General features: G+C 39.4%; 25 protein-coding genes. 5 read left to right on the plus strand and 20 right to left on the minus strand.

Annotated features, from left to right (window positions below):
* Positions 1-30: 30 nt before the first annotated feature.
* From IGK70_RS12760 to IGK70_RS12815, 12 genes are all read right to left on the minus strand, one after another.
* Positions 31-1,167 (minus strand): ArgE/DapE family deacylase, encoded by a 1,137-nt coding sequence (locus IGK70_RS12760; RefSeq protein ID WP_104855654.1) that lies wholly within the window; start codon positions 1,165-1,167, stop codon positions 31-33.
* A 129-nt stretch (positions 1,168-1,296) separates the two neighbouring features.
* A complete protein-coding gene (locus IGK70_RS12765; RefSeq protein ID WP_104855655.1) occupies positions 1,297-2,181 on the minus strand; it encodes an RsiV family protein in 885 nt (294 codons plus the stop codon).
* 24 nt (positions 2,182-2,205) lie between these two features.
* Complete coding sequence (locus tag IGK70_RS12770) at positions 2,206-2,703, minus strand: RNA polymerase sigma factor (RefSeq protein WP_010820335.1); 498 nt, start codon at positions 2,701-2,703, stop codon at positions 2,206-2,208.
* 236 nt (positions 2,704-2,939) lie between these two features.
* The gene (locus IGK70_RS12775) at positions 2,940-4,421 is read right to left on the minus strand and encodes a helix-turn-helix domain-containing protein (RefSeq protein WP_174114872.1); all 1,482 of its coding nucleotides are present in this window, start codon (positions 4,419-4,421) and stop codon (positions 2,940-2,942) included.
* A complete protein-coding gene (locus IGK70_RS12780) occupies positions 4,396-4,881 on the minus strand; it encodes a hypothetical protein (RefSeq protein ID WP_002415616.1) in 486 nt (161 codons plus the stop codon). The genes IGK70_RS12775 and IGK70_RS12780 overlap by 26 nt, the downstream gene beginning before the upstream one ends.
* Positions 4,882-4,982: 101 nt before the next feature.
* Positions 4,983-6,065, minus strand: coding sequence for a DUF916 and DUF3324 domain-containing protein (locus tag IGK70_RS12785; RefSeq protein WP_162783072.1), 1,083 nt, complete (start codon positions 6,063-6,065; stop codon positions 4,983-4,985).
* 105 nt (positions 6,066-6,170) lie between these two features.
* Positions 6,171-6,929, minus strand: coding sequence for a WxL domain-containing protein (locus tag IGK70_RS12790; RefSeq protein ID WP_002383195.1), 759 nt, complete (start codon positions 6,927-6,929; stop codon positions 6,171-6,173).
* Complete coding sequence (locus tag IGK70_RS12795) at positions 6,930-7,730, minus strand: WxL domain-containing protein (protein WP_002385162.1); 801 nt, start codon at positions 7,728-7,730, stop codon at positions 6,930-6,932.
* Positions 7,731-7,734: 4 nt separating this feature from the next.
* Entirely contained in the window at positions 7,735-8,469 is a 735-nt protein-coding gene (locus IGK70_RS12800; protein WP_104855658.1) for a WxL domain-containing protein, read from the minus strand.
* Positions 8,426-8,815, minus strand: a complete 390-nt coding sequence (locus tag IGK70_RS12805) for an LPXTG cell wall anchor domain-containing protein (RefSeq protein WP_010713699.1) — start codon at positions 8,813-8,815, stop codon at positions 8,426-8,428. Before IGK70_RS12805 ends, IGK70_RS12800 begins: the two co-directional genes overlap by 44 nt.
* Before the next feature lie 19 nt (positions 8,816-8,834).
* Positions 8,835-13,694 (minus strand): hypothetical protein, encoded by a 4,860-nt coding sequence (locus IGK70_RS12810; RefSeq protein WP_181035532.1) that lies wholly within the window; start codon positions 13,692-13,694, stop codon positions 8,835-8,837.
* A gap of 366 nt (positions 13,695-14,060) precedes the next feature.
* A complete protein-coding gene (locus IGK70_RS12815; RefSeq protein WP_104855659.1) occupies positions 14,061-15,074 on the minus strand; it encodes an alpha/beta hydrolase in 1,014 nt (337 codons plus the stop codon).
* A 165-nt stretch (positions 15,075-15,239) separates the two neighbouring features.
* On the opposite strand from IGK70_RS12815, the gene IGK70_RS12820 reads away from it, so the two are divergent.
* Positions 15,240-15,785, plus strand: coding sequence for a cysteine hydrolase family protein (locus tag IGK70_RS12820; protein ID WP_002375480.1), 546 nt, complete (start codon positions 15,240-15,242; stop codon positions 15,783-15,785).
* A 185-nt stretch (positions 15,786-15,970) separates the two neighbouring features.
* Here the strand turns inward: IGK70_RS12820 and lrgB are convergent, their stop codons facing one another.
* The 8 genes from lrgB to IGK70_RS12860 form a co-directional block, all read right to left on the minus strand.
* A complete protein-coding gene (gene lrgB, locus IGK70_RS12825; protein ID WP_002354830.1) occupies positions 15,971-16,654 on the minus strand; it encodes an antiholin-like protein LrgB in 684 nt (227 codons plus the stop codon).
* Positions 16,651-17,070: an antiholin-like murein hydrolase modulator LrgA gene (gene lrgA / locus IGK70_RS12830; protein WP_002354829.1), complete on the minus strand. Its 420-nt coding sequence runs from the start codon at positions 17,068-17,070 to the stop codon at positions 16,651-16,653. Before lrgA ends, lrgB begins: the two co-directional genes overlap by 4 nt.
* 151 nt (positions 17,071-17,221) lie before the next feature.
* Positions 17,222-17,950, minus strand: a complete 729-nt coding sequence (locus IGK70_RS12835; RefSeq protein ID WP_002380989.1) for a LytR/AlgR family response regulator transcription factor — start codon at positions 17,948-17,950, stop codon at positions 17,222-17,224.
* Positions 17,931-19,700 carry a sensor histidine kinase gene (locus IGK70_RS12840; protein WP_104874161.1) on the minus strand — a complete coding sequence of 590 codons (1,770 nt, stop codon included), beginning with the start codon at positions 19,698-19,700 and terminating at the stop codon, positions 17,931-17,933. Before IGK70_RS12840 ends, IGK70_RS12835 begins: the two co-directional genes overlap by 20 nt.
* A 91-nt stretch (positions 19,701-19,791) precedes the next feature.
* Complete coding sequence (locus IGK70_RS12845) at positions 19,792-20,610, minus strand: MetQ/NlpA family ABC transporter substrate-binding protein (RefSeq protein WP_002354826.1); 819 nt, start codon at positions 20,608-20,610, stop codon at positions 19,792-19,794.
* A 12-nt stretch (positions 20,611-20,622) separates the two neighbouring features.
* The gene (locus tag IGK70_RS12850) at positions 20,623-21,294 is read right to left on the minus strand and encodes a methionine ABC transporter permease (RefSeq protein WP_002368484.1); all 672 of its coding nucleotides are present in this window, start codon (positions 21,292-21,294) and stop codon (positions 20,623-20,625) included.
* Positions 21,291-22,013: a methionine ABC transporter ATP-binding protein gene (locus IGK70_RS12855; RefSeq protein ID WP_002385155.1), complete on the minus strand. Its 723-nt coding sequence runs from the start codon at positions 22,011-22,013 to the stop codon at positions 21,291-21,293. The genes IGK70_RS12850 and IGK70_RS12855 overlap by 4 nt, the downstream gene beginning before the upstream one ends.
* Positions 22,014-22,375: 362 nt before the next feature.
* Positions 22,376-22,774: an OsmC family protein gene (locus tag IGK70_RS12860; protein ID WP_002394733.1), complete on the minus strand. Its 399-nt coding sequence runs from the start codon at positions 22,772-22,774 to the stop codon at positions 22,376-22,378.
* A gap of 200 nt (positions 22,775-22,974) precedes the next feature.
* Between IGK70_RS12860 and rpsN the strand changes: the two genes are divergently transcribed.
* From rpsN to IGK70_RS12880, 4 genes are all read left to right on the plus strand, one after another.
* Complete coding sequence (gene rpsN, locus IGK70_RS12865; RefSeq protein WP_002354822.1) at positions 22,975-23,244, plus strand: 30S ribosomal protein S14; 270 nt, start codon at positions 22,975-22,977, stop codon at positions 23,242-23,244.
* A 110-nt stretch (positions 23,245-23,354) separates the two neighbouring features.
* A complete protein-coding gene (gene rpmG, locus IGK70_RS12870) occupies positions 23,355-23,504 on the plus strand; it encodes a 50S ribosomal protein L33 (protein ID WP_002354818.1) in 150 nt (49 codons plus the stop codon).
* 15 nt (positions 23,505-23,519) lie between these two features.
* The gene (locus IGK70_RS12875) at positions 23,520-24,494 is read left to right on the plus strand and encodes a CobW family GTP-binding protein (protein WP_002367488.1); all 975 of its coding nucleotides are present in this window, start codon (positions 23,520-23,522) and stop codon (positions 24,492-24,494) included.
* Between the two features lie 34 nt (positions 24,495-24,528).
* Positions 24,529-24,651, plus strand: a complete 123-nt coding sequence (locus IGK70_RS12880; protein ID WP_002383181.1) for a putative metal homeostasis protein — start codon at positions 24,529-24,531, stop codon at positions 24,649-24,651.
* Positions 24,652-24,659: the final 8 nt, after the last annotated feature.

The following is a 24,659-nucleotide window of genomic DNA, read 5'->3' on the forward strand; positions in this document are numbered from 1 at the left end:
TGAACTTTACGATTCAGGCGCGACATTTTTTTAATTTAAATAACTTTTTGCTATCGCTTGATACTTATCAATCATATCTAAATAATTATCAATTTCGACATATTCGTCGACTTGGTGTGCAGTAGTGGTCACACCTGGTCCAAAGACAACGCAATCAAATGTATTGTCTGATTTAGTAAATTCAGCTAAGTCTGTGGTCCCAGCGCTTGTCACTAATGGTAATGGTTGATCAAATTGGGCTTGAATGGCTTGAATTAACGTAGAATCTTTCTCAGCTTTTACAGGAATTTTATTGTAATCAATCGTTAATTCTAACTGATGTTTTTCTTTTTTGTTCAATTCATCGACAATTTTTTGTAATAACGCAATGACTTGGTCGTTGCTAAATTCTGGAATTGAACGGATATTCCCTTGCAAGGCTGCTTGACCTGGAATACTGTTCACTTGTGTGCCACCTTTAATGACGGTTACATTGTGAATCGTTCGACCTAATTCAGGATTTTCATAGTTTGCTGTGACTTCCGCCATTTGTTGGTTTGCTTCTGTAATAAATTCGTTCAAATTATTAATCGCGTTAATGCCTTCTTCTGGCATCGAACTGTGGGCTTCTTTTCCGTGTGACACAACAGAATAGTTAATTGAACCCATGTGCGCATACATCAAGTTATAATTGGTTGGTTCTCCAATGACTAAGGCACTTAAATCATCCGCATAGCCTTTTTCAGTTAATTGGCCAGCACCTAGCTCACCGACTTCTTCACCAACTGTACCTAAAAATTTAACCGCTCCATTTAATGGAACTTCCTTTTCTTTTAATTCAATCATTGCTAAAACCATTGCGACTAAGCCGCTTTTCATGTCCGTTGCGCCACGGCCATACAATTTATTTCCTTCAATATGGGCCGCAAATGGCGGGAAAGTCCATTGACTTTCGTCCCCTTCAGAAACCACGTCCATGTGGCCACTAAACCCTAAGACTTTTTCTCGGTTTTCACCTAAATAAGCAACCAAACTACTACGATTTGGTGCATAAGAAACAAGTTCAGAAGGGATCTCATATTTCTTCAAAAGATTTTGTAAATAGATTGCCACTTCTTCTTCGTTTCCATTTACAGATTTAATTTTAACCACATCTTGTAAAATACTAATTTTTTCTGATTTTTCCATTGCCATTCGCCCTTTCTTGTTATTCTTAATTCTAGTGTACGCTTCTCTCAGTAAAACCGCAACTGACTTGGTTAGGTCAGTAAAAAACACGCGACATTTCTTAAAACTGTCGCGTGTTTTTTGCTGAGTTTATTTTAAATAATTAGGCGCTGCCAATTCATTCTCAATGACTTGATTAGGGATCACAAATTCAGGGGTGCCCATATAGTAAGGCGCAATCTCTCCTTGAGGAAACACAATCACTAATTGGTGTTTTTCATTGATATAGAAAGGTTGGTCCTTTTTAATTTTTTTGAAGGGTTGAACATCACTGGGGGCATCCTCTTTTTCGGACCAGTATATTTTATTGCTATCGTTCTTCATTTGGTCTTCTATTTGTTGTTTAATTTCACTACTAATGACATCAATGTAAAAATCATTTTTAAAAATTAAGGGGAGTGAAACGACAACATTGGCTCGTTTGTCGATGGTGTCATATTTCGTTGTCGTCGCAGAGCTGCCTTTAATTTCTGTGAAGGTTCGTTTGACCACTAGGAAGCGACGGTCGTCCACAACTTTTTCATAATCTCCAGTGACTGAAACACGAGAACCATCAAACAATTGCCCTTTGACTTGTTGAAATTCTGTTTGGGCTTCTTTCAAGTATTTTTTGTTGAGCGTGTCGGCTACTGAAGATTCTTGGGATGTTTGGATTTTAGGGACATCGATGTTTACTTCACTTTCCTGTTTTTTCGCTGTCAACGTTTTGATGGTGACTAATTGAACAATTTTATCTAACACAGGAATGTTGCGGGCTGCTTCACTAAAACCTGGAAACAAATTGACTGATAAGACAAAGCCACAAGCCACCACTAAACTACTTTGCAGTGAGCGGTTTCTAAAACGAAGCCAGGTGTACCGCTTTTTCTCTTTATGAAAACGCGCTTTGACTTCCGCTTGTAGATCCGTTGGCAACGGTTGTTGGCGGTATTCTTTTGAAAAGTTTTTAACAACACTTTTTACAAAATCTTCCATTATTTTTTCGCTTCCTTTCTTTTACTAATTCAATAGACTTCGGAGTTCATTCAAACTGCGGTACATCTTCGTTTTAATCGTGTTTTCGTTAATATCCAGGATCAAGGCAATTTCTTTTAGCGTAAATCCTTCAAAAAATTTTAATAGAATAATTTCACGATTGGGACTATCTAATTGATTAATAATTTCTTCAATTTCTAAAAAACTGCGTTGGGGATTATTTAAAAGGGCTAACACATGTTCATCTTTTTCAATATGAACAGCTTCTCGTTTCTTTTTACGCCAATAATCTGTCGCTACAGAAAGCAGAATTCGAAAGAACCACGCTTCAAAATCATTAATATCTGGTCCTTTTTGGATGGCCTTCAGTGCCTTTTCAAAGCTTTCTTGAATCACATCCAAGGCATCTTCTTTCGAATGTGTATAGTTAAAGGCAATGCGATACATTTTTTCATATTTGGTATCCACAAGCGTTTCTAACGCGCGAATTTGTTTTTTTCTTTTCCAACCATCGAAAACCATCGATTTCTGGAACCTCCTTTCCTGTACACTTATATAGACGAATCACAAGCATAAAAAGTTTCAACTTTTTTATTATTTTTAATTTTTATATTCTAAAAGAAAAAGCGTGGTACAAAAATCACTTTGGATTTTTGCTTCACGCTCAAAATCTGATAAACGGCGGGAACAGAACCAGCTCCTTCGGAAATAAGCCGAAATGATCCAAAAATTAAAGAACAATTTCCGGAAATTTCTTCTTATTTCTCGGAGCTAAGCGGTGCTGTCCCGACCTTGTTTTCTTCTCCCGAGTGCGGTCTTAGTGCACTCAGCGTTTTAATAAAATGCGACCAATCAATAGGACGTGGTGGCGCTAGCCAAATAATTTGAGTAATCTCAGGCCAATCGACAAAATGAATATCCGATAAAATTAATTGTACACTTTCATCTACATGTGCTTTGAAAATGATATTCCATTCCGTAATTTTTTCAATGTTTTTTTGTATCATACGATTATAGGCTTCACCAAAGGAAAAGTCGACACACAATGTAATCGGAGCCAAAACTTTTTTCAATGGTAACGCATCCACCATTAACAACAGATACCGATAAAATAAAAACTGTCTGGCATCCCAAACAGCGGGATTCGTTTTTTGTTCTTGAATAAATTGTCGACTAGCAGAAAAATACTCTGTATACGTTTCTGCAAAGTAGGTTATATCCATTTTGCGATAACTATAGTTTGCTTCTATTGGAAAATGGAACAATTTAAAATGAACGATTGTTACTTTTTGTTCAAAACCTCGCAGGACTTCCTCGGAAAGCTGAAATTGTATTTTTAAATAGCTTAACAAGTCACGATTCAATTGTTGAATTTCTGCAAATCTTTGGCAAAGTGCTGCTGAAGCTACTTGAAGCCACTCTTCAGCAATTAAAAATAAGAGTAAATAATTGCCTTCGTTTGTTCGTTGTGGTTCTGGGACTTGAAGACTCTCTAACCAATTGAAAACATTCTGCTGATTGTCACCGGCTAATTGTTTTAACACTTGCGAATCTACTTTTTTCTCTACATAAAATTGTTGCTGCGTTCGTACTAAAGAAACCGCCAAAAAATGAAAACATTTAGCTTGTGCATAGCCCGCACGCTGATTAAGATGAACCTTCTCAGAAAAAAATAGCTCAAAGTTCCGAATCTGCTCTAAAACTTTTTTACCGTACAATGAAAAATTACGTTGGTATAATTGTAAAAAAACCAGTGTTGTTACTTCGCGTAAATTGGTTTCATTTCCCACCAAGTGAAATTCTTTATTAATTGTAATTTGATAATTTTCCAGCATTTTCTTTAATTCCTTGAACTCCTTATAAGCCAATGTGTGACTAACAAAGTGTTCTAACGCAAACTCATTCACAGAATCAAAACGCTGAAAAAAGAAATCTTGAAACATAGCAAAACGTAACGACTCTTTAATATAGCAATCAATCAAAGTAGCGGAAGTTTCCGTTCCTGATTCATTAAGAGTTAAGAAAATACCATCGCTCACAATTTGAAAATCCTCTGATAAACCAAATTCAATAAAATCGGCATTTAATTCAGCGACCGTTTTGTTCACGATAAATTCAGATAATTCTAACTCCTGCATTACGGTTTCTTTTGACTCTGTTAACATCGGTGCATTTTCCAGTAACTGAAATAAGGCGATTTTTCTTTTATCCACTTTATTTAAAAACATCATCAATATCATAGACTTCTCTCACATCCATTTTTTTCCCATACAATCCATTTCCTGAAAGAAAGTACCCAACCGCTGCTAAATAGCTTTCAGATTCTTCATCGCCGCCTGCACCAAGTCCGTTAGGAAAGACAAAATCTTTATTCACTTGTAAGGGATGAGCCGTTGTTTCTTTTGTTTGTTTCTTTTTTTCTTTTGACATTGCCGGTTTCTCCACAGGTTTGTCTTTTTTCTTGGGTGAAGGCTTTTTTTCTTCAGAAGGAACCGTTGTTTTTTGATCTTCCGGAGGGGTTGGCACAGGTTGTTCCGGTTCTGACTTTTCCTGAGGGGTGATTGATTCTGGTTTTGGTTGAATTTCTTCCGTTGGTTCTAAGGGATTATAAATAGGTGTCGCCAATGTTTGAATTGGTTCTATTTCGACAGCCGTAAAAATTAGCAAAGAACTAAATAAAAAAAGATACTTTTTTCTCATGGCTTCTCACTCTCTCTACCTCTACTTTATGGGAAGCAATTCCTTGTAAAAGTATCTTTACTTTTACAAGGAAAACCCTTTTTGTCAATAGATAGCCCTTTTTATTGCTCAGATTGTTGTTCTTCCTCTTTTTTCTTTTTACGATACAAGAAGAAAATCAATAAGAGCAGCGCTAGAATGATGAATGCAATCAGTAGATACAACCACCAATTGGTTCCTTTAATGGTTACGTCTTTTTCATTTAATTCTTTAGCAACGTCCCCAGAAATAGTAAATTCTTTTGTAAATTCCCATTTGTACAGGTACCGTTCTTCACCATTGGCACCTTTGACTTGATAGGTGCCCTTTTCATCTTTTACACCATAGGCCGTTGATTTCAAGACATATTTCCCTGGCGTTAATCGTTCCCCTTTTAAAGAAATTGGGTAACTAAAGTTAGAGTTTGGCGCCACTTGCATATCCTCAGTATCGGATTGGTAAAGCGTTTCGCCTCCTTTTGAAACAGTATTGATTAAATGTAATTGGTTTAAGTAGGCCGCTTGTGGGTTTTGTAAAGAAACATTGATGACGTTTCGCGCGTTGACTTGGCCTGGTTTAACCCCCAGTAATTTTAAATCTGGTTGAACCTTTGTCTCATTTTGCTGAAGAATAATAGCCACAACATAGGAGTATTCATTATTAATAGCTAACCCTTTTGATTGATCCGCAGAAGTCGTGGTTTCTTTCTTTTTCTCTTTGAGTGTTATGCCGCCAGCCATCACGCCATCAAAAGAATCTTTAGGCATCGTGATGGTTAAAGGTAATGTCTTTTGGGAATGCTTCGGCAAGATGATTTCTTTCGGTGCTTCCACATAATCTTTTAAGTTAAAGCGTAAAGTTTTGTCAGGTTTGATCCCGTTTTGGCCATATTCTACTACGCCATTTAAATTTGTTGTCGCTGAGTTCACCGTATTTTCAATGGTAATGTCTTCATCTGTATCATTGCGTAACTGAATTTCTACGGTTTGTTTGGCACCAGGCACCATTTTTAAGTCAAAGTAGGTTTTTGATTTATCCACTTGATTTTCGGGAATTGTTGGTGTGACCGCAAAATTAAATTCAGAAGCGTGCGCCTCCACGCCAATCCAGCCAAATAACATACAAGCGATTACCGTTGCATATACTTTCCATCTGTTCATATTCATTCTCCTATGTCTGTCATTCTTTGTTGTATTATAAGCACCAAAAGACCGAAAGATAAGCCAAAAATTTTTGACTTATATCCCGATCTTGCGTGTATGCTGTCGTTCTTAGTTTCCTGTGTTAGCAGGTGTATCTGTCAAAGTCCAAGTAAAAGTTGTCGTGTATTTTTTCGCATATTTTGTGGTTGAACCAGGTACTTCTAATGAAATACTTGTTTTAGCGGCATCTACACTATCGCCCCAGCTCATTAAGTACGTACCCGCACCTTCTTTATCGCCAGCAGCCATGACCACTGATTCAGCCCCAGTTGGGTTTAATTCAATCGTAGCTGGCGCTGTCGTTGGTTTTGCAGATTGTGAAGCTGAAACCACGCGTCCGTTGCTTAAAGTTACTTTGGCCGCTGTTAGTTCTTGGTTGGCTTCAGTTTTGAATTGACCATTTTGTTTTACTTTTAACGTCCAACCTGTTTCAGTCCCACGATTATCTGAGACTTGAACAAAGTTCGGGCCTTCTTGATCGGCACCAGCATTATCTTTGTATTTTTGTGTTTCTGCATAGTAGGTCATATTTTTTGAGGTAATCGTTTGTTCCCCAAAAGATAAACTAGATGCATAGTCAATGGATAACGGACCTGCTGTCCCTGGCTTAGGCCCTGTTGGATCAGTTGGATCAACTGGCGTAATTGGTTTATCCGGATCTGGATTCGTCGGATCAACTGGATTCGTTGGGTTCGTATTTGGTGCAAATTGAATCGCTCCGTTTGTTTGGTATTCACCACCGTCGACTGCTAATGCACTCATTGGTACAAGTGCCAATGCGCCTAAAGTTGTGGTTGCCATCAATGTCATTACTTTTGTCTTTTTCATTTATTTCCCTCCATTATTTACTGGTACATCTGAAAGTAGCCAAGTCAATGTTGTTTTATATTGTACTGCATCCTTAGGGGTTTTCCCGGGAACAGTTAGTGAGATTGCCCGTGTGATTGTGGCATTTACTTGCTGTCCTTGTTGATTTTTTTCGGTCACTTTTTCTGCTTGCCCCCACAGCGTGATCCACGTTCCGGCGCCGGTCTTTTCTGGGGCTTGCATGACAACAGTTTCTGCGCCCGCAGCATCTAATTGAATGTTTGCGGTAGCAGTTGGCGGCAATACGTCCGTCGCATTTGAGCGAACACTGGGCTCAGTAAAGGCGACGGTGGCGCCTGTTAATTCTTTGTGTAATGTTTCTGCATTACGAAATTGACCATTTTGTTTCACTTTTAAAACCCAGCCAGCATTGGTTCCCCGTAAATCACTTACTTGTACATAATTAGCAGTTGCCAATTCACTTGCTGAACCATCTGGATTTTTATAGGTTTGCGCTCTGGCAAAATACGTTTGATCCTTATTCGATATCTCATTACTCCCAAAATCCAAACTTGAGGCATAATCGATGGAAAGTGGCCCAGGTGTGCCTGGATTAGGTCCATCAGGATTCGTTGGATCGACTGGTCGAACTGGTTTTTCTGGATCGGGATTTTCTGGATTTACTGGATCCGTCCCATCTGTGCTTGGGGTAAAAACAATCGACTGTTCGCTATCAAAAACGACCGTCGCCGCTTCAGCAGGAACAGTGGCGCCAAGCAACATTGTTCCGAATAACAAGGAGTAGACGACTGTTTTTTTCATTTACTTAGCCTCCAACATTCGTTGGTACAGATTTCAATGTCCATGTTAAGGTCGTACGATATTCTTTTGCTAATTTAATCGCTTTACCTGGAACATTTAATTTCACGGCAGTAGCACCTTCTGTCGCATCTTTCCCAAAACGATAGACCCAAGTCCCCATTCCTTTGCCATCTTCTGCTTTGACTAATTCTACTTCTGTTCCAGGAACAAAGATATGTGCTGCTGTTGGTGTTGGCGCGTATGCGGCATCAACAATCGATGTCACACCTGCATTGGCAATCGATAAAGCGGCCCCAACTAATTCTTCATTTTGGGCTGTTTTGAATTGCGCATTTTGTACAGCGCTTAACGTCCAGCCTTCTTGTGTCCCACGTTTATCCGTTACCTGAACATAGTTGGGACCTGTTGTTCCATCTTTAAATGTTTGAATTTGTGCGTAATAATCTTTCGTGTCGGAAGTGATTTTTTGGGCGCCAAATTGAAAGCTTGAAGCATAGTCAATTGATAAGGGGCCTGCAGTCCCTGGTTTTGGTCCAGTTGGGTCAGTTGGATCTTCTGGTTCAACTTTTTCATCTGGATTGGTTGGGTTAACTGGCTTCGTTGGATCTGTATCTGGTTCAAATGTAATGGCGCCATTACTTGTATAGTTCACGTTAATGTCTTCCGCAAATGCTTGTTGTGTCGCTAGGACACCGCTAAATCCTACAATCCCTACTACTGCTAATACTGTTTTTTTCATCTTCTTTTCTCCTTTTAATAAATAATATGCCTATAGTGATAAGGCTGATTCCCAAATAAATAAATGGTCCTTGATTGGTGGTACCTGTCGCTGGTAATCTTCCTTGTCGCGACCCATATACGCCAGAAGAAAGGACGGATGAAGCGCCTCCGTCAGCTGGCTTGGTGGGTTCGGTCGTTGTGGAAGAATTACTAGTCGCTGTTGTCGACTCTTCTGTGGGATATTCATACGTTCCATAAAAGGAGACAACACCACTATTTTCATAAGCTGCTTCCCCAAACGCAGTGTCTGAATGACAGAAGCTGAAAAGACCTAAAAAACAACTAAGCAAAAGGTATTTTTTCATCTCACTTCTCTCCTCCTTGTTATGGTGCCATGACTAATGACCATGACAATGTCCCTTTGAATTCGCCAACTTTTTGTTTCTCGACTGGCACAGATAGTTTAAGCCCCCGTTGGTTTGCCGCACCCCAACCTTGGTTAATTGTATAACTACCTGAACCGGAGCCTTCATTTTCTGTAACAACCGTATCTCCCTTATTGAGTAAAAATTCTCCTTTGTCTGTAACCAATGACAAATCTTCCAATTGATCTGTGCCGTTCGTTAAGGGATTCGTTATCTGAACATTCAGTTTCCAAGGCGTACTTTCTGTCCCGCGTGTGTCTTGAACGACTAAATCATCTGAAAGAGTTGGCCAGTAAACTTCTGGCTTGGCAGAAATTTTTTGTTTGCCAAAATCAATTGTTTTAGGTACTTTTTCTAACGTTAATTCACCTGAAATAGACACATTGACTTTTTTATTTAACATTTCACCAGCTTCTGTAAATTGATAATTGGCTGGCACCGTTTTGGCTAATTCTTCTGGTTTCGCTTGTTGAATGGCTTGGAAGGTTGCGGCATCAAGACTTGGTGTTTGATTGGCCCGACCATCTGCGAAAATCACCGTTGCTTGTGTCCATTGTGCCAACTCGTCTGAATTCGTTAAGCCATTTGCTTCTTTTAATTTCAAATGCGCACTTGTCGCATACAAAGCAAACGAACGATCTTTGGCAAGGACACTTTCATTTTTCACAACAACTAAATGAACCGTTTTGTTTTGCAAATTATCCCCTGACGTCCCTGCTTCTAATTGAATATCATGTGTCCGCGATACAGTTTTTTCTGCTAACGGCGCTTGAATTTGTGGTAAATCCGTCTCTTTTAATGAGGTCTTGAAAAACGGCCGACCTTTTGCACCGAGCATTTCCACTACCTTATCAACAGTCGTTAGTTGCGCTGCCTCATCTTCTGTGACAATCACCGATTGCCCTGAAAGTTCCACTTTATTTGAAAATTGAACTTTCACCTGATAACTGTAGTTCATATTCGTCGCTTTCCATGAAAGCGGGGTGGTATCTTTTTGCTCTGGAATTTGCTCTATCGCGCTCCCAACTTCACTAGACTTAACCGTTCCTTGGTGCAACCAAGAACCTGTTACTTCGTCAGGAAGGAAGCTTAGGGTTGGTGTTAAAGCACTTGAGGTCGGAATCATCAAACGTCCTTTTTGAACTTTTTGTCCAGCTACTTCGGTGCCCCACGCTTGTAAGGTTAATGGCGCATTGCCGGCTTTGACCTCTTTTACATCATGAGAAATAGTACCTGCACCTGCCACAATTCCAGGCGTTTCCACTTCATAATCGATGATAGAGCCAGGAATTGCTATCCCATAGCCATTGGCGCCCTTGGTCACATCGTTATCGCCAATAAATGTTTTTCCAGTCGCTTTTTCAATCCCATGAAACGTTGTTGGCGTAAGTTTTGTAGCATTATTGACCGTTGGATTAATCGTCAAGACCTGATAGGCTTTGACATTTCCAAACCAAGTCCCTGTGCTATCCACCAAAGCAGTTGTATCTGTCGTTGGTTTAATCCATAAAAGTTCATCTTTTGTTGGATCGACAGCTTCAAAATCCGCAATGTTTACTTTACCTGTACCAGGAATTGTTTCTAATGTTGCATGATCCTGAACCGTTAGTTTGCTAGCTGAAATTAAATTGGCCGTGTTGGTAATCCCAATTCCAGCGTTTTTAGATAGATGAATTGATCCGAATTCATTGTAAGTCGTACTATGATTCGCGGCAGTAGCAGAAACGCCATTTTTGATGTTCCCACCATTAGCCATTAATTTAATGCCATTGGTGACATTTAATTCCGTAAAGTTGACAACGCCTAAGCCTGTCGCATTTAGTGGTTCTGTTTGATAGTTATTGGTGCCGTCAACGTTAGTCCCAAAGTTAAAGGCCACTTTATTTGAACTAGCATTCACAATTGCATTAGTAAAATTATCTGTTGATGAACCACCGGATAAACCGTTAATACTAACTGCACCTTGAACATTTGCGGTAACATCACGTAAGATTTTTCCGCCACTGATATTGGAATACTGTGTCGCATATAAATTTCCAATACTAGAACCCGTTGCTTGAATATTCATTGTAATCTTGCCGTTCTTGGTATACGCAGCATTGGTTCCACCATCACCGTAAATGCTGGCCCCATTTAAAGATTCCACACCTGTTTTAGTGAAAATATTTAAAGTAATTGTGTTTGATTCATCCGTTCCTAGTGTCGTATTTTGACCATAGGGCCGACCACCAGTAATGTAGGTATTACCAGGCAACTTAAACTCTCCGTTGTAGTTTCTTAAATCAATTAAGAGTTTGGCATTTCCAAGAAGTGAGCCCGCATTGGTAATCCCACCTGAAAAACCGTTCGCGCCTGTCCGAGGAGTTCCTGAGAAATTTCCTCCGTAAATGCGGTTGTCTGAATTACCAGTAATTGTATGACCACCGCTTGCTCCATAAGAAGCGCCCATTGAAGCATTAATTACTCCTTCATAAACCGTTACACCGACATTCCCAACATTTTTGGCATCATTCCAGCCACCGCCTGAAAGAAACCAATCGACTTGACCATTATTAACGATTGTTTGACCGTTCCCATAAACTCTAGCTGCTTGATAGCCTGTTCCTTCTAATGTGTCAGCAATCCCGCCATTCAATGTGTTAGAAGTATTTCCTTCAACGACACCTGAAAAAGAGCCACCATATGTCCAGCGAGCAATGGTATTATTTAAAACAGTCTTAGTATCTCCTTTTATATAGATATCCCAAGTATCATTACTAGCAGGATAGCCGCCGCCACCAACAATATCCCAACCTGAACTATACCCACGACTTTTATCGGTCGTTGAATAATCTAAACTCGTCGGTTTTGCGCCTGAATAAGCCATACCATCGCCACCTAAAGACCCATCACCATTCGCTGTTCCCACTTCAATTGTTGTATTTCCTTCAATATAGCCGCCGCGGCCAGCTGCAGTTGAATAAATTGCACCATTATTAAACGAACCGCTGACTAATTTAGAAGAAATATTTCCAAAAACTTTAAAAGCTGCTGCCGATTTGGCTAATTCTGCTCTTTGCTGTGGTGTATAAGCATCATACGTTGCTTCATTTGAGGCCCCAATTTGACTCTTGTTAAATTTCGAAACATTGTTACCAGCACCGCCGTTAAAATCATTAATACCGCCAGCAGTATTCGTTCCTGCTGTAACCACATTCGTAATATTTCCGATGATCGTTCCAGAATATTGGTTGCCTCCTTCAAAATCTGCACGACCCGCACTATACAACTGTGTATTTAAATTTGTAGTAATTCCATCAGTCGCACGATTCGTTCCTATATCGCCGCGGGAAGAGCCACCAATAAAACGTTGACCCGCTGTATACCAACGGCCATATCCAGAAATATCGTTTGTTACTTTTCCACCAATATTTCCGTATTGAACACCGCCATAATACGTACTTAGTTGGAAACCTGTAGCAGCATTCGTAATTGCAACCTTTGTTGAGACGTTACCAGTAACATTCGCTGTGTTGGTTGCGTTGGTCCCATAACCGCCCCCATAAATTGAAGCAATTCTGCCACCAGAATCATTGACAACCAATGAAGTATTCCCAGTCACTGTCCCAATATTGGCGCCCCCACTTAATGTATTTAGTCCGCTCCGTGTATTGTTAATAACAATCGTAGGATTTCCAGCTAAATTACCACCATTTTGGTTTCCGCCATAGAAATTCCATGTCCCTGTACCTGTACTGTTTACTGTTAAAGTTGGGTTTCCTGAAACATCTCCTGTATCCGTTCCACCGTATACGGTCAGACCGTTTCCACTAGAACCGCCATTCAAGTTCAAACTGTAACCATTTAAATACATATTCGTACCTGTATAGTTTAGATTTCTCAAAGTGATGTTTGAGCCAAAAAAGATATTTTGATTAAATCCTAACGTCTTAGAACCCGTTGGCGCCGTTTGATCCATACTAATCGGATCCGCGCTGTTTCCAGTAATCACTAAATGATTGACCTTGCCTTGCAAGGCGTAAAAGGTCATATTACTTGCCGTAACGGTGTCAGGAATCACTTTAGCGGTGGTCGCCGTACCCGTTGTAATATTAGTTCCTATATAAAGAGTGAAATCGCCATTGTTCCCCTGTTGATACAAATCAAACAAGGCTTCTTTCAAACCAGCCTCTGTCGATGCATATTCTTTGTACGCTGCTCCATCTCCTGCTGGACTTGGCACAACAATCACTTTTGTTTTATCCGCAGGAGCAATTGTGTCCGCAATGGACTGATCAACTGAAACAGCTCTGGCCATGCGTGTCCGTTTCTGTTTAAAGACAGCTGTAAGTTGTGTATCTTCTGAAAACTCTAATTGAAGAAGTTCTTCATTTGTATATGTTTTTCCTTGGTAAGACCAGCCAACGAAAGTCGCATTTTCCTCACTATTCGCCCATTTTGGTAATTCTTCTGTCCGAAGTGGCTGATTTTTTTCTTTTACCACTTGATAACTTTTGGCATCATTTTGAAACAAAGCTTGATCCGTTGTTTCAAAGGTCAAGGTGATTTGCTTCTGCTCTTCGCTTGGTTTTGTTTCTGTGGAAGAGGTGGTTACTTTTTCTGTGATAGCACTAGATTCCGTCATTGATGACTGTTCTATAGAATGTGCGCTGCTTTCTTTTGTTGCTTCACTTGTACTGGTTTCTGCTGTTTTTGGCTGTGTCTGCGTACGTTCCGTTTGTTGCTCCCCTTCAATCGCCCACGCTGAAACAGATAAAAATGGTTGTACAAGTAAACAAGTTGCCAATAAAACAGCGATTTTCTTTTTCATTAACTTCATCACTCCTCCCTCGAAGTAAACTTTCCACAACCAACCTATGGCTCAAGTATACGAAGTTTTCTTCTGATTTTTTTAAAGATATTTTCTTAATTTCAAAAAAAAAATTTATTTTTTAATTTTCTTTTTGTTAACTAAACGAATTTTTTGCTGTTTTTGTAAGATAAAAATGTTAATTTGTTCACAAAAATAACAAAAACGTTGTTTTTAACATTAAAATTAACAAACGAGTTCGTAGTATAGCACGGATTTTTTCTCATGTAAACATCATTAAATAAACATTTTTGTTTAATTTATACATATTTCTCAGCTAAAAAAATGACAAAAATAAATAAACAGAGGCCTTAGAAATATTTCTAAGGCCTCTGTTTATTTATACGTATTCACAAACTGGACTGTTTCTTGGTAACATTGTTTAGCTTCTTTTGTTTGATAGTCGAATTGATATTCGTGGGTGATTGTTGCTTTCTTATCTTTGAAAAAGAGAGCTGAAACTGGAACATTTAAAGTTTTTAACCGCTGAACCAAGGCTAGTCCTTGATCTTGGAATGAAAAGCTATTGCCATCTGTTAGATACGTCGGGGGAAATTCTTTGGTGACTTTATCCACTAAACTCACTTCTTGCAGTTCCGCGCTCGTCTGCCAGTCTTTAGTGCCGAGCAAGGACCAAGCCACTGTTTTAACGAAAAATTTCATAAAACGATTATCACTTTGTTGGTTGGCCATTTGTTTCAAATCCACCGGACCACAATACGAGAGTGTACCTTTTAAATGGCTAGCCGGCAACGCTGCAGTCATCCCTAGTTCTTTGGCATAGTTGGCGTTGGTTTGAACTGTTGCATATTGTAGAGCAATCTGGGCACCCGCACTGTCCCCGCCAATAAAAAGCTTAGATAAATCTAACATGGGATACGCTTGTTTCTTTTCTAATAAAAATTGAACAAGTTCATTGACCTGCTGGAGCTGGCTTGGATAAGGTGCGTCTGGTGCTAATTCATAATTCATTGAAATAAAGGCAACTGAGGAATCAGCCACTAAACGTGTCGCAAACTCTTTCATCCCAGACTTATCTCCTCCCACATAGCCACCACCATGGACCCATAAAACGACTGGTACCGCTTGTTTTGACGTTTGGGGATAATACAAATCAAAGGTATTCTTTTTTCTTGAAGAAGGGTATGTTTGATTTTCTTGCAATTGAACATTGGGCAATGCTTTATCATAGGAAGCTGAATCTTTTATTTCAACTTCACCTGCGAATAACTGGTTGATGACCCAAGCGCCTGGCTTAGGAGATAATTGAAAGGCGAGAAACACACCTAAGCAAATAACCACAATGATTCCTAACAACCAAAGGATAAAACGTACGATTTTTCTTTTCACTCTATTCACCTGCTTTAATTTGTAGCAAAATTATAGCATGTTTTTTAGCCAAAGCGTTTATTTTGAAACAGCTTTTTTAGAATTTGATGTACTTTTATCATTTGAAATGCCCTCTTAAAAGCTGTAAAATGAACAAAATGACTTTAAACTTTAGGAGGTTGCCAAATGAAAGCTCTGATTTCCATTGATTATACGAATGATTTTGTCGCCACAGACGGAAAACTAACCACTGGTGCCGCTGGACAAGCTATTGAAACGGCCCTTGTTCAACAAACAAAGCACTATTTTGACAATGGCGATTTTGTGGTTTTTGCCATTGATGGGCATGACCCCCTAGATCACTATCATCCTGAAAATAAACTTTTCCCACCCCATAATGTCTTAGGAACTGACGGGCGTAATCTGTTTGGCTCGCTAGCTGATTTTTATCAAGCTCACAAAAATGAGGCAACCGTTTATTGGCTGGACAAACGGCACTATTCTGCTTTTAGTGGCACGGATTTGGACATTCGGTTACGAGAACGAGGAATTACAGAGCTTTGTTTAACTGGTGTTTGTACAGATATTTGCGTGTTGCATACGGCTGTTGATGCCTATAATTTAGGCTATCAATTAATGATTCCTGAACGCGCCGTTGCTAGTTTTGATGAACAAGGACACGAATGGGCGTTACGCCACTTTAAACAAACTTTAGGAGCAACCATTCTATAAAAAGACTGGTCAATCCTTCCATACGCCCTATCTATACTCAAAAATTCGTGTAAACAACACAAAAGAGCCTGGGACAAAAATCACTTTGGATTTTTGTCCCAGGCTTAAAAATTGATAAACGGCGGGAACAGAATAAGCAGAGACTGCTAGCTGATAGAAATTAGCTACTCATAAAGCCCACTTTTTTATAGACCAATGACCGTTGCAAAGAAAGGAACTACTAAAACAGTAACTACGCCAACCACTACGACAGAAATACTAGCCATAGCAGCCTCTGTTTCGCCCATTTCCATGCCTACTGCCACACCTAGGGCATGTCCGGCCGCACCTAAAGCTAAACCTTTGGCGATTGGATTGTTAATTTTAAACCATTTCAATGCAATTCGGCCCAAGGCATAGGTTAGTACACCATTGAAGATTACAGTAAACGCCGTAATGGAAGCAATGCCGCCAACAGTTTGAGAAATAGGTACGGCAATCGCTGTTGTAGCTGCTTGTGGTAAGATTGAAGCCACTAAATGATTATCCATGCCAATCACTTTTCCTGCAAAATAAACAGCCACTAGCGAACCAAAAGAACCAATTGTTAACGCCGTTAAAATTTCTAACCAATATTTTTTCAACACGTCTCTCTTTTTATATAAAGGAATCGCAAACGCTACTGTCGCAGGCTCTAGAAAGAAGCTGATATATTTGCCACCTTCATTGTATTGCTCGTAACTAATTCCTGTTACTTTTAAAACGACAACGCCTAAAATCATCGCAACGAATAATGGCGTAAATAAGAAGAAACCTTTACTTTTTTTAAACAACCAAGTACCTATGCCAAATACAGCTAATGAAATAATAATGCCAACATACGGATTCATGCGCGAACCTCTCCTTTCGCTTTCTTCGTTGCTGCGGGTTCTTTTTCTTTTCGAGCATCTTTCATATGCAATAAAAAGGCGCCCGTCCAACCAGTCGTTGCTAGTAACGCTAATGTTGCTACTAAAATAACAAAAACAATTTGAACGCCAAATTGTTGCATAATCCCTAAAGAATTAACTAAGGAAATCCCTGAAGGAACAAATAAAAATGTAATAACCGTTGATAAGCTATTACCTAGCCCTTCCACTTGCTCCAATTTAACAACTTTTGTACATAAACCAATGAACAATAACACCATGCCAATTACTGAAGCAGGCATTGGTATTGGGGAAATGAACGCCAAGCCGTTGGCGATTAACATAATAATGGCAAAAACTGCTGCTTGTTGTAAAAATGAATATACTTTCTTTTCCATTCTTCTTCGCTCCCTTTTGTATGTTTTCTATGGGTTAAGTATATAAAGAAAACGTTTTTTTAAGGGCTTTTTTTCATGAAATGCCAGAATTTCTTCACCAAATGCAAAAATCACCACTTGAAATGCATTCGACATTTCAAGTGGTGATTTTTTAACTTAAGCCAAGTTTTTCTTTAAATTCTTTGACGTATGAACGGCTAACAGGTACTTTTGAGCCGTTAGTTAAAATTACTTGCAACGTGTTATTAAACCACGGCTGAATTTCTTGAATTTTTGTTCGATTCAAGATGAAACTTCGATGCGTTTTAATAAAGAGCGTGGCAGGTAATTTTTGTTCGATACTGTTGAGGGTCCCTGTCATCTTGTAGACCTGTTGATCCACAAAAATGCTCAGTTGCCGTTCTTCGACAGAAACGAGGTAAATATCTTCTGGCGCCACAAGATAAATGCGGTCTTCCCCTTGAATAGGTATTGCTTCAGATTTCGGTCCTTTTTCAGCAGTGTTTTCTGGGACAGCTTGAGCCATTTCTTTCGATACTTTTTCAATGACTTGTGTTATTTTTTCTTCTTCAAAAGGTTTCAAAATATAATCTTTTGCATTCACTTGAAAGGCCTTTAACGCATATTGATCATAGGCGGTTGCAAAGACCAAGTAGGGCGCTTTTTTAAGATGGGTTAATTTTTCCGCTAAATCAAACCCGCTTTCATCAGTCAAATGAATATCTAAAAATAACAAATCTGGCTTTTGATCCATCATCTCTTCCATTGCCTCCGCCACAGAATCCGCTTCTGCAACGCTCGTCACTTGCGGATGTTGGGAAACAAGATAGCTCAATTCTTCTCGTGCTAAGGGCTCATCATCAACGATTAATACGTGCATCTAATTCCTCCTGTTCCATCGGGATTTCTAAATGAACATGGCTCCCGCCTGTTTCTAAATTTTCAATTAAAAAACAACCTTCTGATACATAAAGGTTCGCCATTCTGCGGGACAAGTTTTCCAGTGCCGTGCCGGTGCCTTTTTCCGAAGTCACTGTCGTCTTTCCTAATAGCAAGCGGCGTTCTTCGGGAATCCCTTGCCCATTGTCATACACATCCACATGTAATTTATGTTGTTTTGCTTTGACCACTACCCGAACTTGATTGTTCTCCTTCCGGCTGCCAAATGCATGCTTGATGGTATTTTCCACTAACACCTGAATCGCATACGGCGGTACTTTTTCTGAAGCAACCGCTTCTTCTACGTCAAATGTTACTTGATAACGATTCGGAAACCGTGCTTGTTCTAATGACAAATAGGCTTTTACTTGTTCTAGTTCTTGTGAAACTGGGATCGTAGTTTGCACGGCTCCCTGCAAGTTGCCTCGAAAGTATTTGCTTAATTGGAGCAATAGTTTCCGCGCTTTTTCACTGTCTTTCCGCATTAATGCGGAAATAGTATTGATGGCATTAAAGAAGAAATGCGGGTTCACTTGCGCTTGCAAGGATTTAATTTCAGCTTCTTTAAGTAATTTTGATTGTACTTCCGCTTCCCCTAATTCAATTTGTGAAGAAAAAATTGTCCCAAGACCTTCTGCTAACTGTTCCTCGACATGCGTTAACTGCGCTGGATCCGTAAAATACATTTTTAAGGTGCCAACAATTTGCTGATGGGAAAATAATGGAATCACAATCGCCGCTTGCAACGGACAATTAGGGTCCGAACAACCAACTTCTTCTTTGGCATGCGCGATGGTCATTTGGCCCGTCCGTAACACTTCCCGAGAAAGCTCCGTGATGACTTCTAGCTCTGGAATATGATGGTCGCTTCCTGCGCCAACATGAGCTAAAATTTGATGACTGTTTGTCATGCTAATCGCACTGACTTTTGTATAATGCTTAATAATCTCCGCAACTTTTTTGCTGGAATTTTTATTGAGTCCTTCTCGAAAATATGGCAGTGTTTCCGCTGCTAATTCCAAAACATCGTGCGTCTGAACCGCTTTGGCCTGCTCTTCTTGTTTTAATGTCGTCGTTAGAATCGACATAAAAATAAACGTTCCTACGCTATTTAACAAAATCATTGGCAGCGCAATAAAACGAACCAACGTGGCTCCATCAGATAGATCACCGCTGAAAAAGAAAATAAAAATCATCTGAATCATTTCCATGCACGCTCCGACAATGGCAGAAAATCCGGCAGACGGAAAAACAGTTTGCTTTGCCATGCGGCTCCCTAAAAAACCGGCAATTAAGCCAACAATTAAAGAAGCAGGCACATAAAAGAAACTATGCCCCCCACCTTGAATAACCCGATGAAAGCCAGCAATTAAACCAACCGCACTGCCGACAATCGGACCACCCACTAATCCAGAAACGCCAATTACTAACGTACGCGTATTCGCAATGGAAGCATTGCTGCTTAAATAGGTTAGTAAATTATTGGGAACAATCTGATTCTTAGCGATTTCGATACCTGTAAAATTAGAAATAATAGCAAATAAACCAAAAATCAAAATCAATTGGACTTTTGAAGACATTTTTTCACGACTTAATAAAACACGCTTAAAATAAGGCACATTCACTAAAAGAAAGGCCAGTAAAATAATTAAGCCCACCCGTTCCATCATTAAAATAAATAATTCGACCACACCGGCACCTCCTTCCTATTAACTATACTATAAATCAAGGAAAAGAAAAAAATGAAGCTTCTCAAAAAAGAGGCTTCATTTTTTCTATTCATTAAAACGCAGGAATATTAGCGCCTTTAGAATTTTTCTTGATGTATTCAGCAACTTCTTTTGTTGTCATCGCTTCTTTTAAAACCTTGATCTTTTCGCTATCTTTTTCGCCTTTACGTGTCACAACTTGCAATGCGTAATGTTTACTTGCTTCTTCATCTTCTAACAAGATCGCATCTTTCGTTGTTAAACCAGCAGGTTCTAAGTAGGCTGGGTAGCAGAACACCATAGCGATGTCTTTTTCATCATAGGCTTTAGCTAAATTCAGTAAATCAATGCTTTCAAAAGTGATGTTTTTAGGATTTTCCACGACATCTGCCACCGTGCCGTTAAAGCCGACACCTTCTTTTAATTTAATCACGCCGTTTGCATTTAAAATTGCTAAAGCACGACCTTCATTGGTTGGATCGCTAGGAATCCCCACTTTGGCATTTTCAGGTAAATCTTTCGCATCTTGATATTCTTTTGAATAGAAACCACCAGCAAAATAATAAATCGGTTGCACAGCCACTAAATCAGCTTTTTTCTCTTTGTTAAACATTTCCATGAAGGGTTGATGTTGCGCAAAATTGGCATCCGCTTCGTCATGTTGCACGGCATCGTTGTAGGCAACATTGTCGCTCACTTCCATAATGTTAATTTTGTACCCTTTTTTCTCAGCTTCTTTCTTGGCAATCTCCAAGATATCTTTTGAAGATTCCAATTGCACGGCAACGGTAATCTCCTTGTCTTCTTTCTGGTCTGCTTGTTTATTTCCCCCACAGGCAGCTAAAATAACTGTTGCAATAACAGCGAATGTTGCTAAATAAAACTTCTTCATTCTTTTGTCCTCCTACTTTCTTTTGTCTAGTTTTTGGGCAATGAAGTTCCCAAGCATTTGTAAAATGAAGACCAGTGCAATCATAATCACAATGGCAACATACATAATACCGTATTCATACCGTTGATACCCGACACGAACTGCAAAATCGCCAATCCCGCCGCCACCAACAACACCCATCACCGTGGAATATGAAACCATACTCACTGTCGTGGTTGTGTAAGCAAGGACCAATCCGCTACGTGCTTCCACCAATAAAAAGTGCCAAATGTATTGGACTTTCGAGGTACCTAACGAATTAGCTAAAAAATAAATTTCTTCTGGAACATCCAACAGCACTTGTTCAACCAAGCGAGCAAAAATCGCGATCGCAACAATACTCAATGGCACAGATGAAGGAATTGGGCCAAACGCCTTTCCTAAAACAGAACGAGTAACTGGAATCAACGCAATCACAAATAATAAATAAGGAAACGAACGAATAACAGTTACAATGAAATTTAAAACCCAGTATAGCCAAGGTTGATGCCCTTTGACTTTCGGATTAGCCAAAAATAGTCCTAAGCCTAAAGGCAAGCCGACAAGCAAACAGATAGCCATCGAAATCGACATCATAATCCCTGTTTCTTTTAAACCAACCAGCATAGATGGCCAATATTCGGCAAAGGTTTCTGAAAAAGTCATGGACGCAAACTCCTTTCCACTTTTTCTAAATAGGAAAGCGGTTCTTCCTCATATTGCTGAGGATTATTCAGAAATTCGCCAATTAACTGACCTTTTTCCATCACTAAGATACGATTACATAAGCGCTTCACGGTTTCTAATTCGTGACTGACAAAGAAAATAGTCGGTCGGAATTCCTGATGCGTCTTATGTAATAGTCGAACGACACTTTCTGTATTTTCTTCATCTAATGAACTCGTTGCCTCGTCACATAATAACCATTTTGGATTACGGCTCAACGCTCGAGCAATAGAGACACGCTGTTTTTCCCCACCAGAAAGCTGAGCAGGATACGCTTCTGCCTTATGGTCCATATCAACAAACGTTAATAAACGCTCAATTTTTTCAGGCTGTTTCTCTTTTAAAAGTTTCAAAGGCAACGCAACATTATCATAAATTTTCAAATTTTCTAACAAATTGTAATGCTGAAACACCATCCCCATTTGTTGTTGCTGCTGGCGAACTTCTTTTTTAGAGAAGGTTTGAACATTTCTGCCATCAATACGAATCTCCCCTTCACTCGGTTGTTCCATTAAATTCAACAAACGTAACAACGTGGACTTGCCAGAGCCACTTTTCCCAACAATCCCAACGATTTCTCCTGGTTGGACAGAAAAGTGAATATTTTTTAACGCGTGTGTCTCTTGATAGACTTTCGACACATTCACTAACTCAATCATGATTACCTCCTAAAGACCGACAAACAAACTATAACAACTAAAAAAACTGTATAACAATTAAAGTAATTCTGTGAAACGATTTAAAAAAACTATTACGAATTAAAAAATAACACACGTTTCAAAAAACAGCGTTATATCAGAGATGTAACTACTTACATCATCTACTAAAACAGAAAAAAAAGCAACCTTTTTATTTGTGAAAAAAACACTATCTGTTTTTTGTCTGTATTATTTTGTACAAATGAATTAAAAATTTCCTGTTTCTACAGCTATTTCCCCACGCTCCTACTAAAAAAAGACATTCTCAGAAACGAGGCATCCAAAAAGGGAAAAGCGCTCGTAACGATAATGTCTCTAATAGTTTACTTTTTAAATACAACTGTTTCTTCGACAGTAATTCTTTCAGCCAATGATTGAATCACTGGACAGTTTGGGGAGACAAGCTTCAAACACCGTGTCGCCCGTGCTTGAAAGGCTTCTGGAACAGACACATAAAAGAGAATCGTCACCTGTTTTAATGGTTGTGCGCGTCTCTCTACTTCTCTTGAATACGTGACTTCTATTTTTTCAAACTCAAAGGGAATGTGCGAATTTTCCAAAACGGATTGATACACGTATCCCCCACAAGCGCCAATTGCCGAAACGAGCATTTGAACTGGCGAATATCCCTCTTCTTTTGCTAACACCCAGCGCGCTGTTTTCGTTTGTAATTCAAATTTTTCCACACCACGAATAATCGTCAAACGTTCTACCATTGCCATCTTCACTCCTTTTTACTCTTTCTTAAAAGATACTACAAAACAGCGCTAAAACAAACATTTCTAACTTCTCAACTTAGCAAGTCCTAAAAAAAACAAAATTCTCACTTGACAAACAACGCAACACCTGATAATATACTTCCGTTCAAATCGTAACCATTACGATTTATATTTTATAAATCCAAAAAGAAAGGAAGTGCCTTATGGCTAAAAAATCAAAAATTGCTAAAGCAAAAAAACAACAAGCAATGATTGCAAAATATGCGCCTATTCGCCAAGCCTTAAAAGAAGCTGGCGATTATGAAGGTCTTAGCAAATTGCCAAAAGATGCTCATCCAAGTCGCTTAAAACTCCGCGATCAAACAGATGGGCGCCCACGTGGCTACATGCGTAAATTTGGCATGTCTCGGATTCGTTTCCGTGAATTGGCTCACCAAGGCTTGATTCCTGGCGTCAAAAAAGCAAGCTGGTAACTCATTATTTCGATAAAGACAACTAGCGAGGACAGTCGCATTTGGGCTGACCTCGCAGCCCCCTTTATCTTTTATACGCAATTAAAAAAATCAAATTGGAGGACGGCACTATGCGCCAAACCATTACGTTAGCTTGCGCTGAAACTGGCGAGCGCCTTTACTTAACAAGTAAAAACAAACGAAATACACCAGAAAAATTACAGCTGAAAAAATATTCACCAAAACTACGGCGCCGCGCACTTTTCACTGAAGTCAAATAACAGGAGGAAAACTTGATGGGCATTCCAATCACCATTGTTTCTGGCTTTTTAGGCGCAGGAAAAACAACCTTAATTAACCATGCGCTTGCGCAGTCACCGTTTCCTAAAGAAGAAATTATTATTATTGAAAATGAATTTGGTCAAACAGGCGTTGACCACGCATTACTTTTACAAACCACGGAACGAATTATTCAATTAAATAATGGTTGCATGTGTTGCAGCTTACGAGGAGATCTTCTTGCCTCTTTATCAGCAATCTTAGAAGTGTACCAAGAAGAACAACAACCCATTGCCCAAGTCATTTTAGAAACAACGGGCATTGCTGATCCGCAACCAATCATTCAAACAATTTTAACGACCCCGCACATCAAAAATCATTTCTATATAGACAGTCTCTTAACGGTCGTTGATGGGCATCATTGGCAACAGCAACTTCAAGAAGCCGAAGCCATCAAACAACTGGCCTTAGCAGATCGCCTCTTTTTTTCTGTCAAGGAACCAGCAGACAGCACTCAGCTACCAACGTTCCAAGAAACCCTTCGTACCATTAATCCTTTTGCTGATATTTTATCCTTTCAAGCCAACGAGCCTCTTTTGGCTAGTGACTTTTTTCAATTAAATAAGTTTACGGCAACACTTACAGAACACGAAATGACTCATTCCCCGCATGAGCACGCCCACGAGCATCATCACCATACCTTTCACTCCCTCACGCTAACGGCGTCCTCAGCCCTCAACGAACCTCTTTTCACTCGTTGGCTTGATTGGTTAATGTATACGCATCAGGAAAAGTTATACCGTTTCAAAGGGATTCTCGCCTTACAGGAGCATGACTTGGCCATTGCCATGCAAGGCGTCAACCAGCAAGTGGCCTTTCAAATGACGAATCAACCCCCTCAAGAAACGACAATTGTTCTGATTGGCAAAGAATTAGAGACAAAAAAAATCCAAGAAACCTTTCAAACCCTCAACAAAATAGCTACTCCGTAAATTAATTTTTTACGAAATGGAGGTCCTATATATAATGGAAAAAACTGACTTATCTAGCGCTTATCGTCGACTGAAAAGTCCCAACATCAAAACACGAAAACGCGCACTTAAAATTATTAAAGAACATAAGCGCAATAAACAAAAGAAAATTGCGTAATTCACTAA

The sequence above is a fragment of the Enterococcus sp. DIV0358 genome (assembly GCF_051713465.1).
Lineage (GTDB): Bacteria > Bacillota > Bacilli > Lactobacillales > Enterococcaceae > Enterococcus > Enterococcus faecalis.

Bases quoted from the DNA above. Each gene is read 5' to 3' on its own strand.
- IGK70_RS12820 (WP_002375480.1), top strand. From the start codon at position 15,240: ATGAAAGCTCTGATTTCCATTGATTATACGAATGATTTTGTCGCCACA.
- IGK70_RS12780 (WP_002415616.1), bottom strand. From the start codon at position 4,881: ATGAGAAAAAAGTATCTTTTTTTATTTAGTTCTTTGCTAATTTTTACG.
- IGK70_RS12765 (WP_104855655.1), bottom strand. From the start codon at position 2,181: ATGGAAGATTTTGTAAAAAGTGTTGTTAAAAACTTTTCAAAAGAATAC.
- IGK70_RS12800 (WP_104855658.1), bottom strand. From the start codon at position 8,469: ATGAAAAAAACAGTATTAGCAGTAGTAGGGATTGTAGGATTTAGCGGT.
- lrgB (WP_002354830.1), bottom strand. From the start codon at position 16,654: ATGAATCCGTATGTTGGCATTATTATTTCATTAGCTGTATTTGGCATA.
- IGK70_RS12770 (WP_010820335.1), bottom strand. From the start codon at position 2,703: ATGGTTTTCGATGGTTGGAAAAGAAAAAAACAAATTCGCGCGTTAGAA.
- IGK70_RS12850 (WP_002368484.1), bottom strand. From the start codon at position 21,294: ATGACTTTTTCAGAAACCTTTGCCGAATATTGGCCATCTATGCTGGTT.
- IGK70_RS12855 (WP_002385155.1), bottom strand. From the start codon at position 22,013: ATGATTGAGTTAGTGAATGTGTCGAAAGTCTATCAAGAGACACACGCG.
- IGK70_RS12875 (WP_002367488.1), top strand. From the start codon at position 23,520: ATGGGCATTCCAATCACCATTGTTTCTGGCTTTTTAGGCGCAGGAAAA.
- rpmG (WP_002354818.1), top strand. From the start codon at position 23,355: ATGCGCCAAACCATTACGTTAGCTTGCGCTGAAACTGGCGAGCGCCTT.
- IGK70_RS12845 (WP_002354826.1), bottom strand. From the start codon at position 20,610: ATGAAGAAGTTTTATTTAGCAACATTCGCTGTTATTGCAACAGTTATT.
- IGK70_RS12810 (WP_181035532.1), bottom strand. From the start codon at position 13,694: ATGAAGTTAATGAAAAAGAAAATCGCTGTTTTATTGGCAACTTGTTTA.
- IGK70_RS12835 (WP_002380989.1), bottom strand. From the start codon at position 17,950: ATGCACGTATTAATCGTTGATGATGAGCCCTTAGCACGAGAAGAATTG.
- rpsN (WP_002354822.1), top strand. From the start codon at position 22,975: ATGGCTAAAAAATCAAAAATTGCTAAAGCAAAAAAACAACAAGCAATG.
- IGK70_RS12775 (WP_174114872.1), bottom strand. From the start codon at position 4,421: ATGATATTGATGATGTTTTTAAATAAAGTGGATAAAAGAAAAATCGCC.
- IGK70_RS12880 (WP_002383181.1), top strand. From the start codon at position 24,529: ATGGAAAAAACTGACTTATCTAGCGCTTATCGTCGACTGAAAAGTCCC.
- IGK70_RS12785 (WP_162783072.1), bottom strand. From the start codon at position 6,065: ATGAATATGAACAGATGGAAAGTATATGCAACGGTAATCGCTTGTATG.
- IGK70_RS12805 (WP_010713699.1), bottom strand. From the start codon at position 8,815: ATGAAAAAATACCTTTTGCTTAGTTGTTTTTTAGGTCTTTTCAGCTTC.
- IGK70_RS12795 (WP_002385162.1), bottom strand. From the start codon at position 7,730: ATGAAAAAAACAGTCGTCTACTCCTTGTTATTCGGAACAATGTTGCTT.
- IGK70_RS12760 (WP_104855654.1), bottom strand. From the start codon at position 1,167: ATGGAAAAATCAGAAAAAATTAGTATTTTACAAGATGTGGTTAAAATT.
- IGK70_RS12790 (WP_002383195.1), bottom strand. From the start codon at position 6,929: ATGAAAAAGACAAAAGTAATGACATTGATGGCAACCACAACTTTAGGC.
- lrgA (WP_002354829.1), bottom strand. From the start codon at position 17,070: ATGGAAAAGAAAGTATATTCATTTTTACAACAAGCAGCAGTTTTTGCC.
- IGK70_RS12860 (WP_002394733.1), bottom strand. From the start codon at position 22,774: ATGGCAATGGTAGAACGTTTGACGATTATTCGTGGTGTGGAAAAATTT.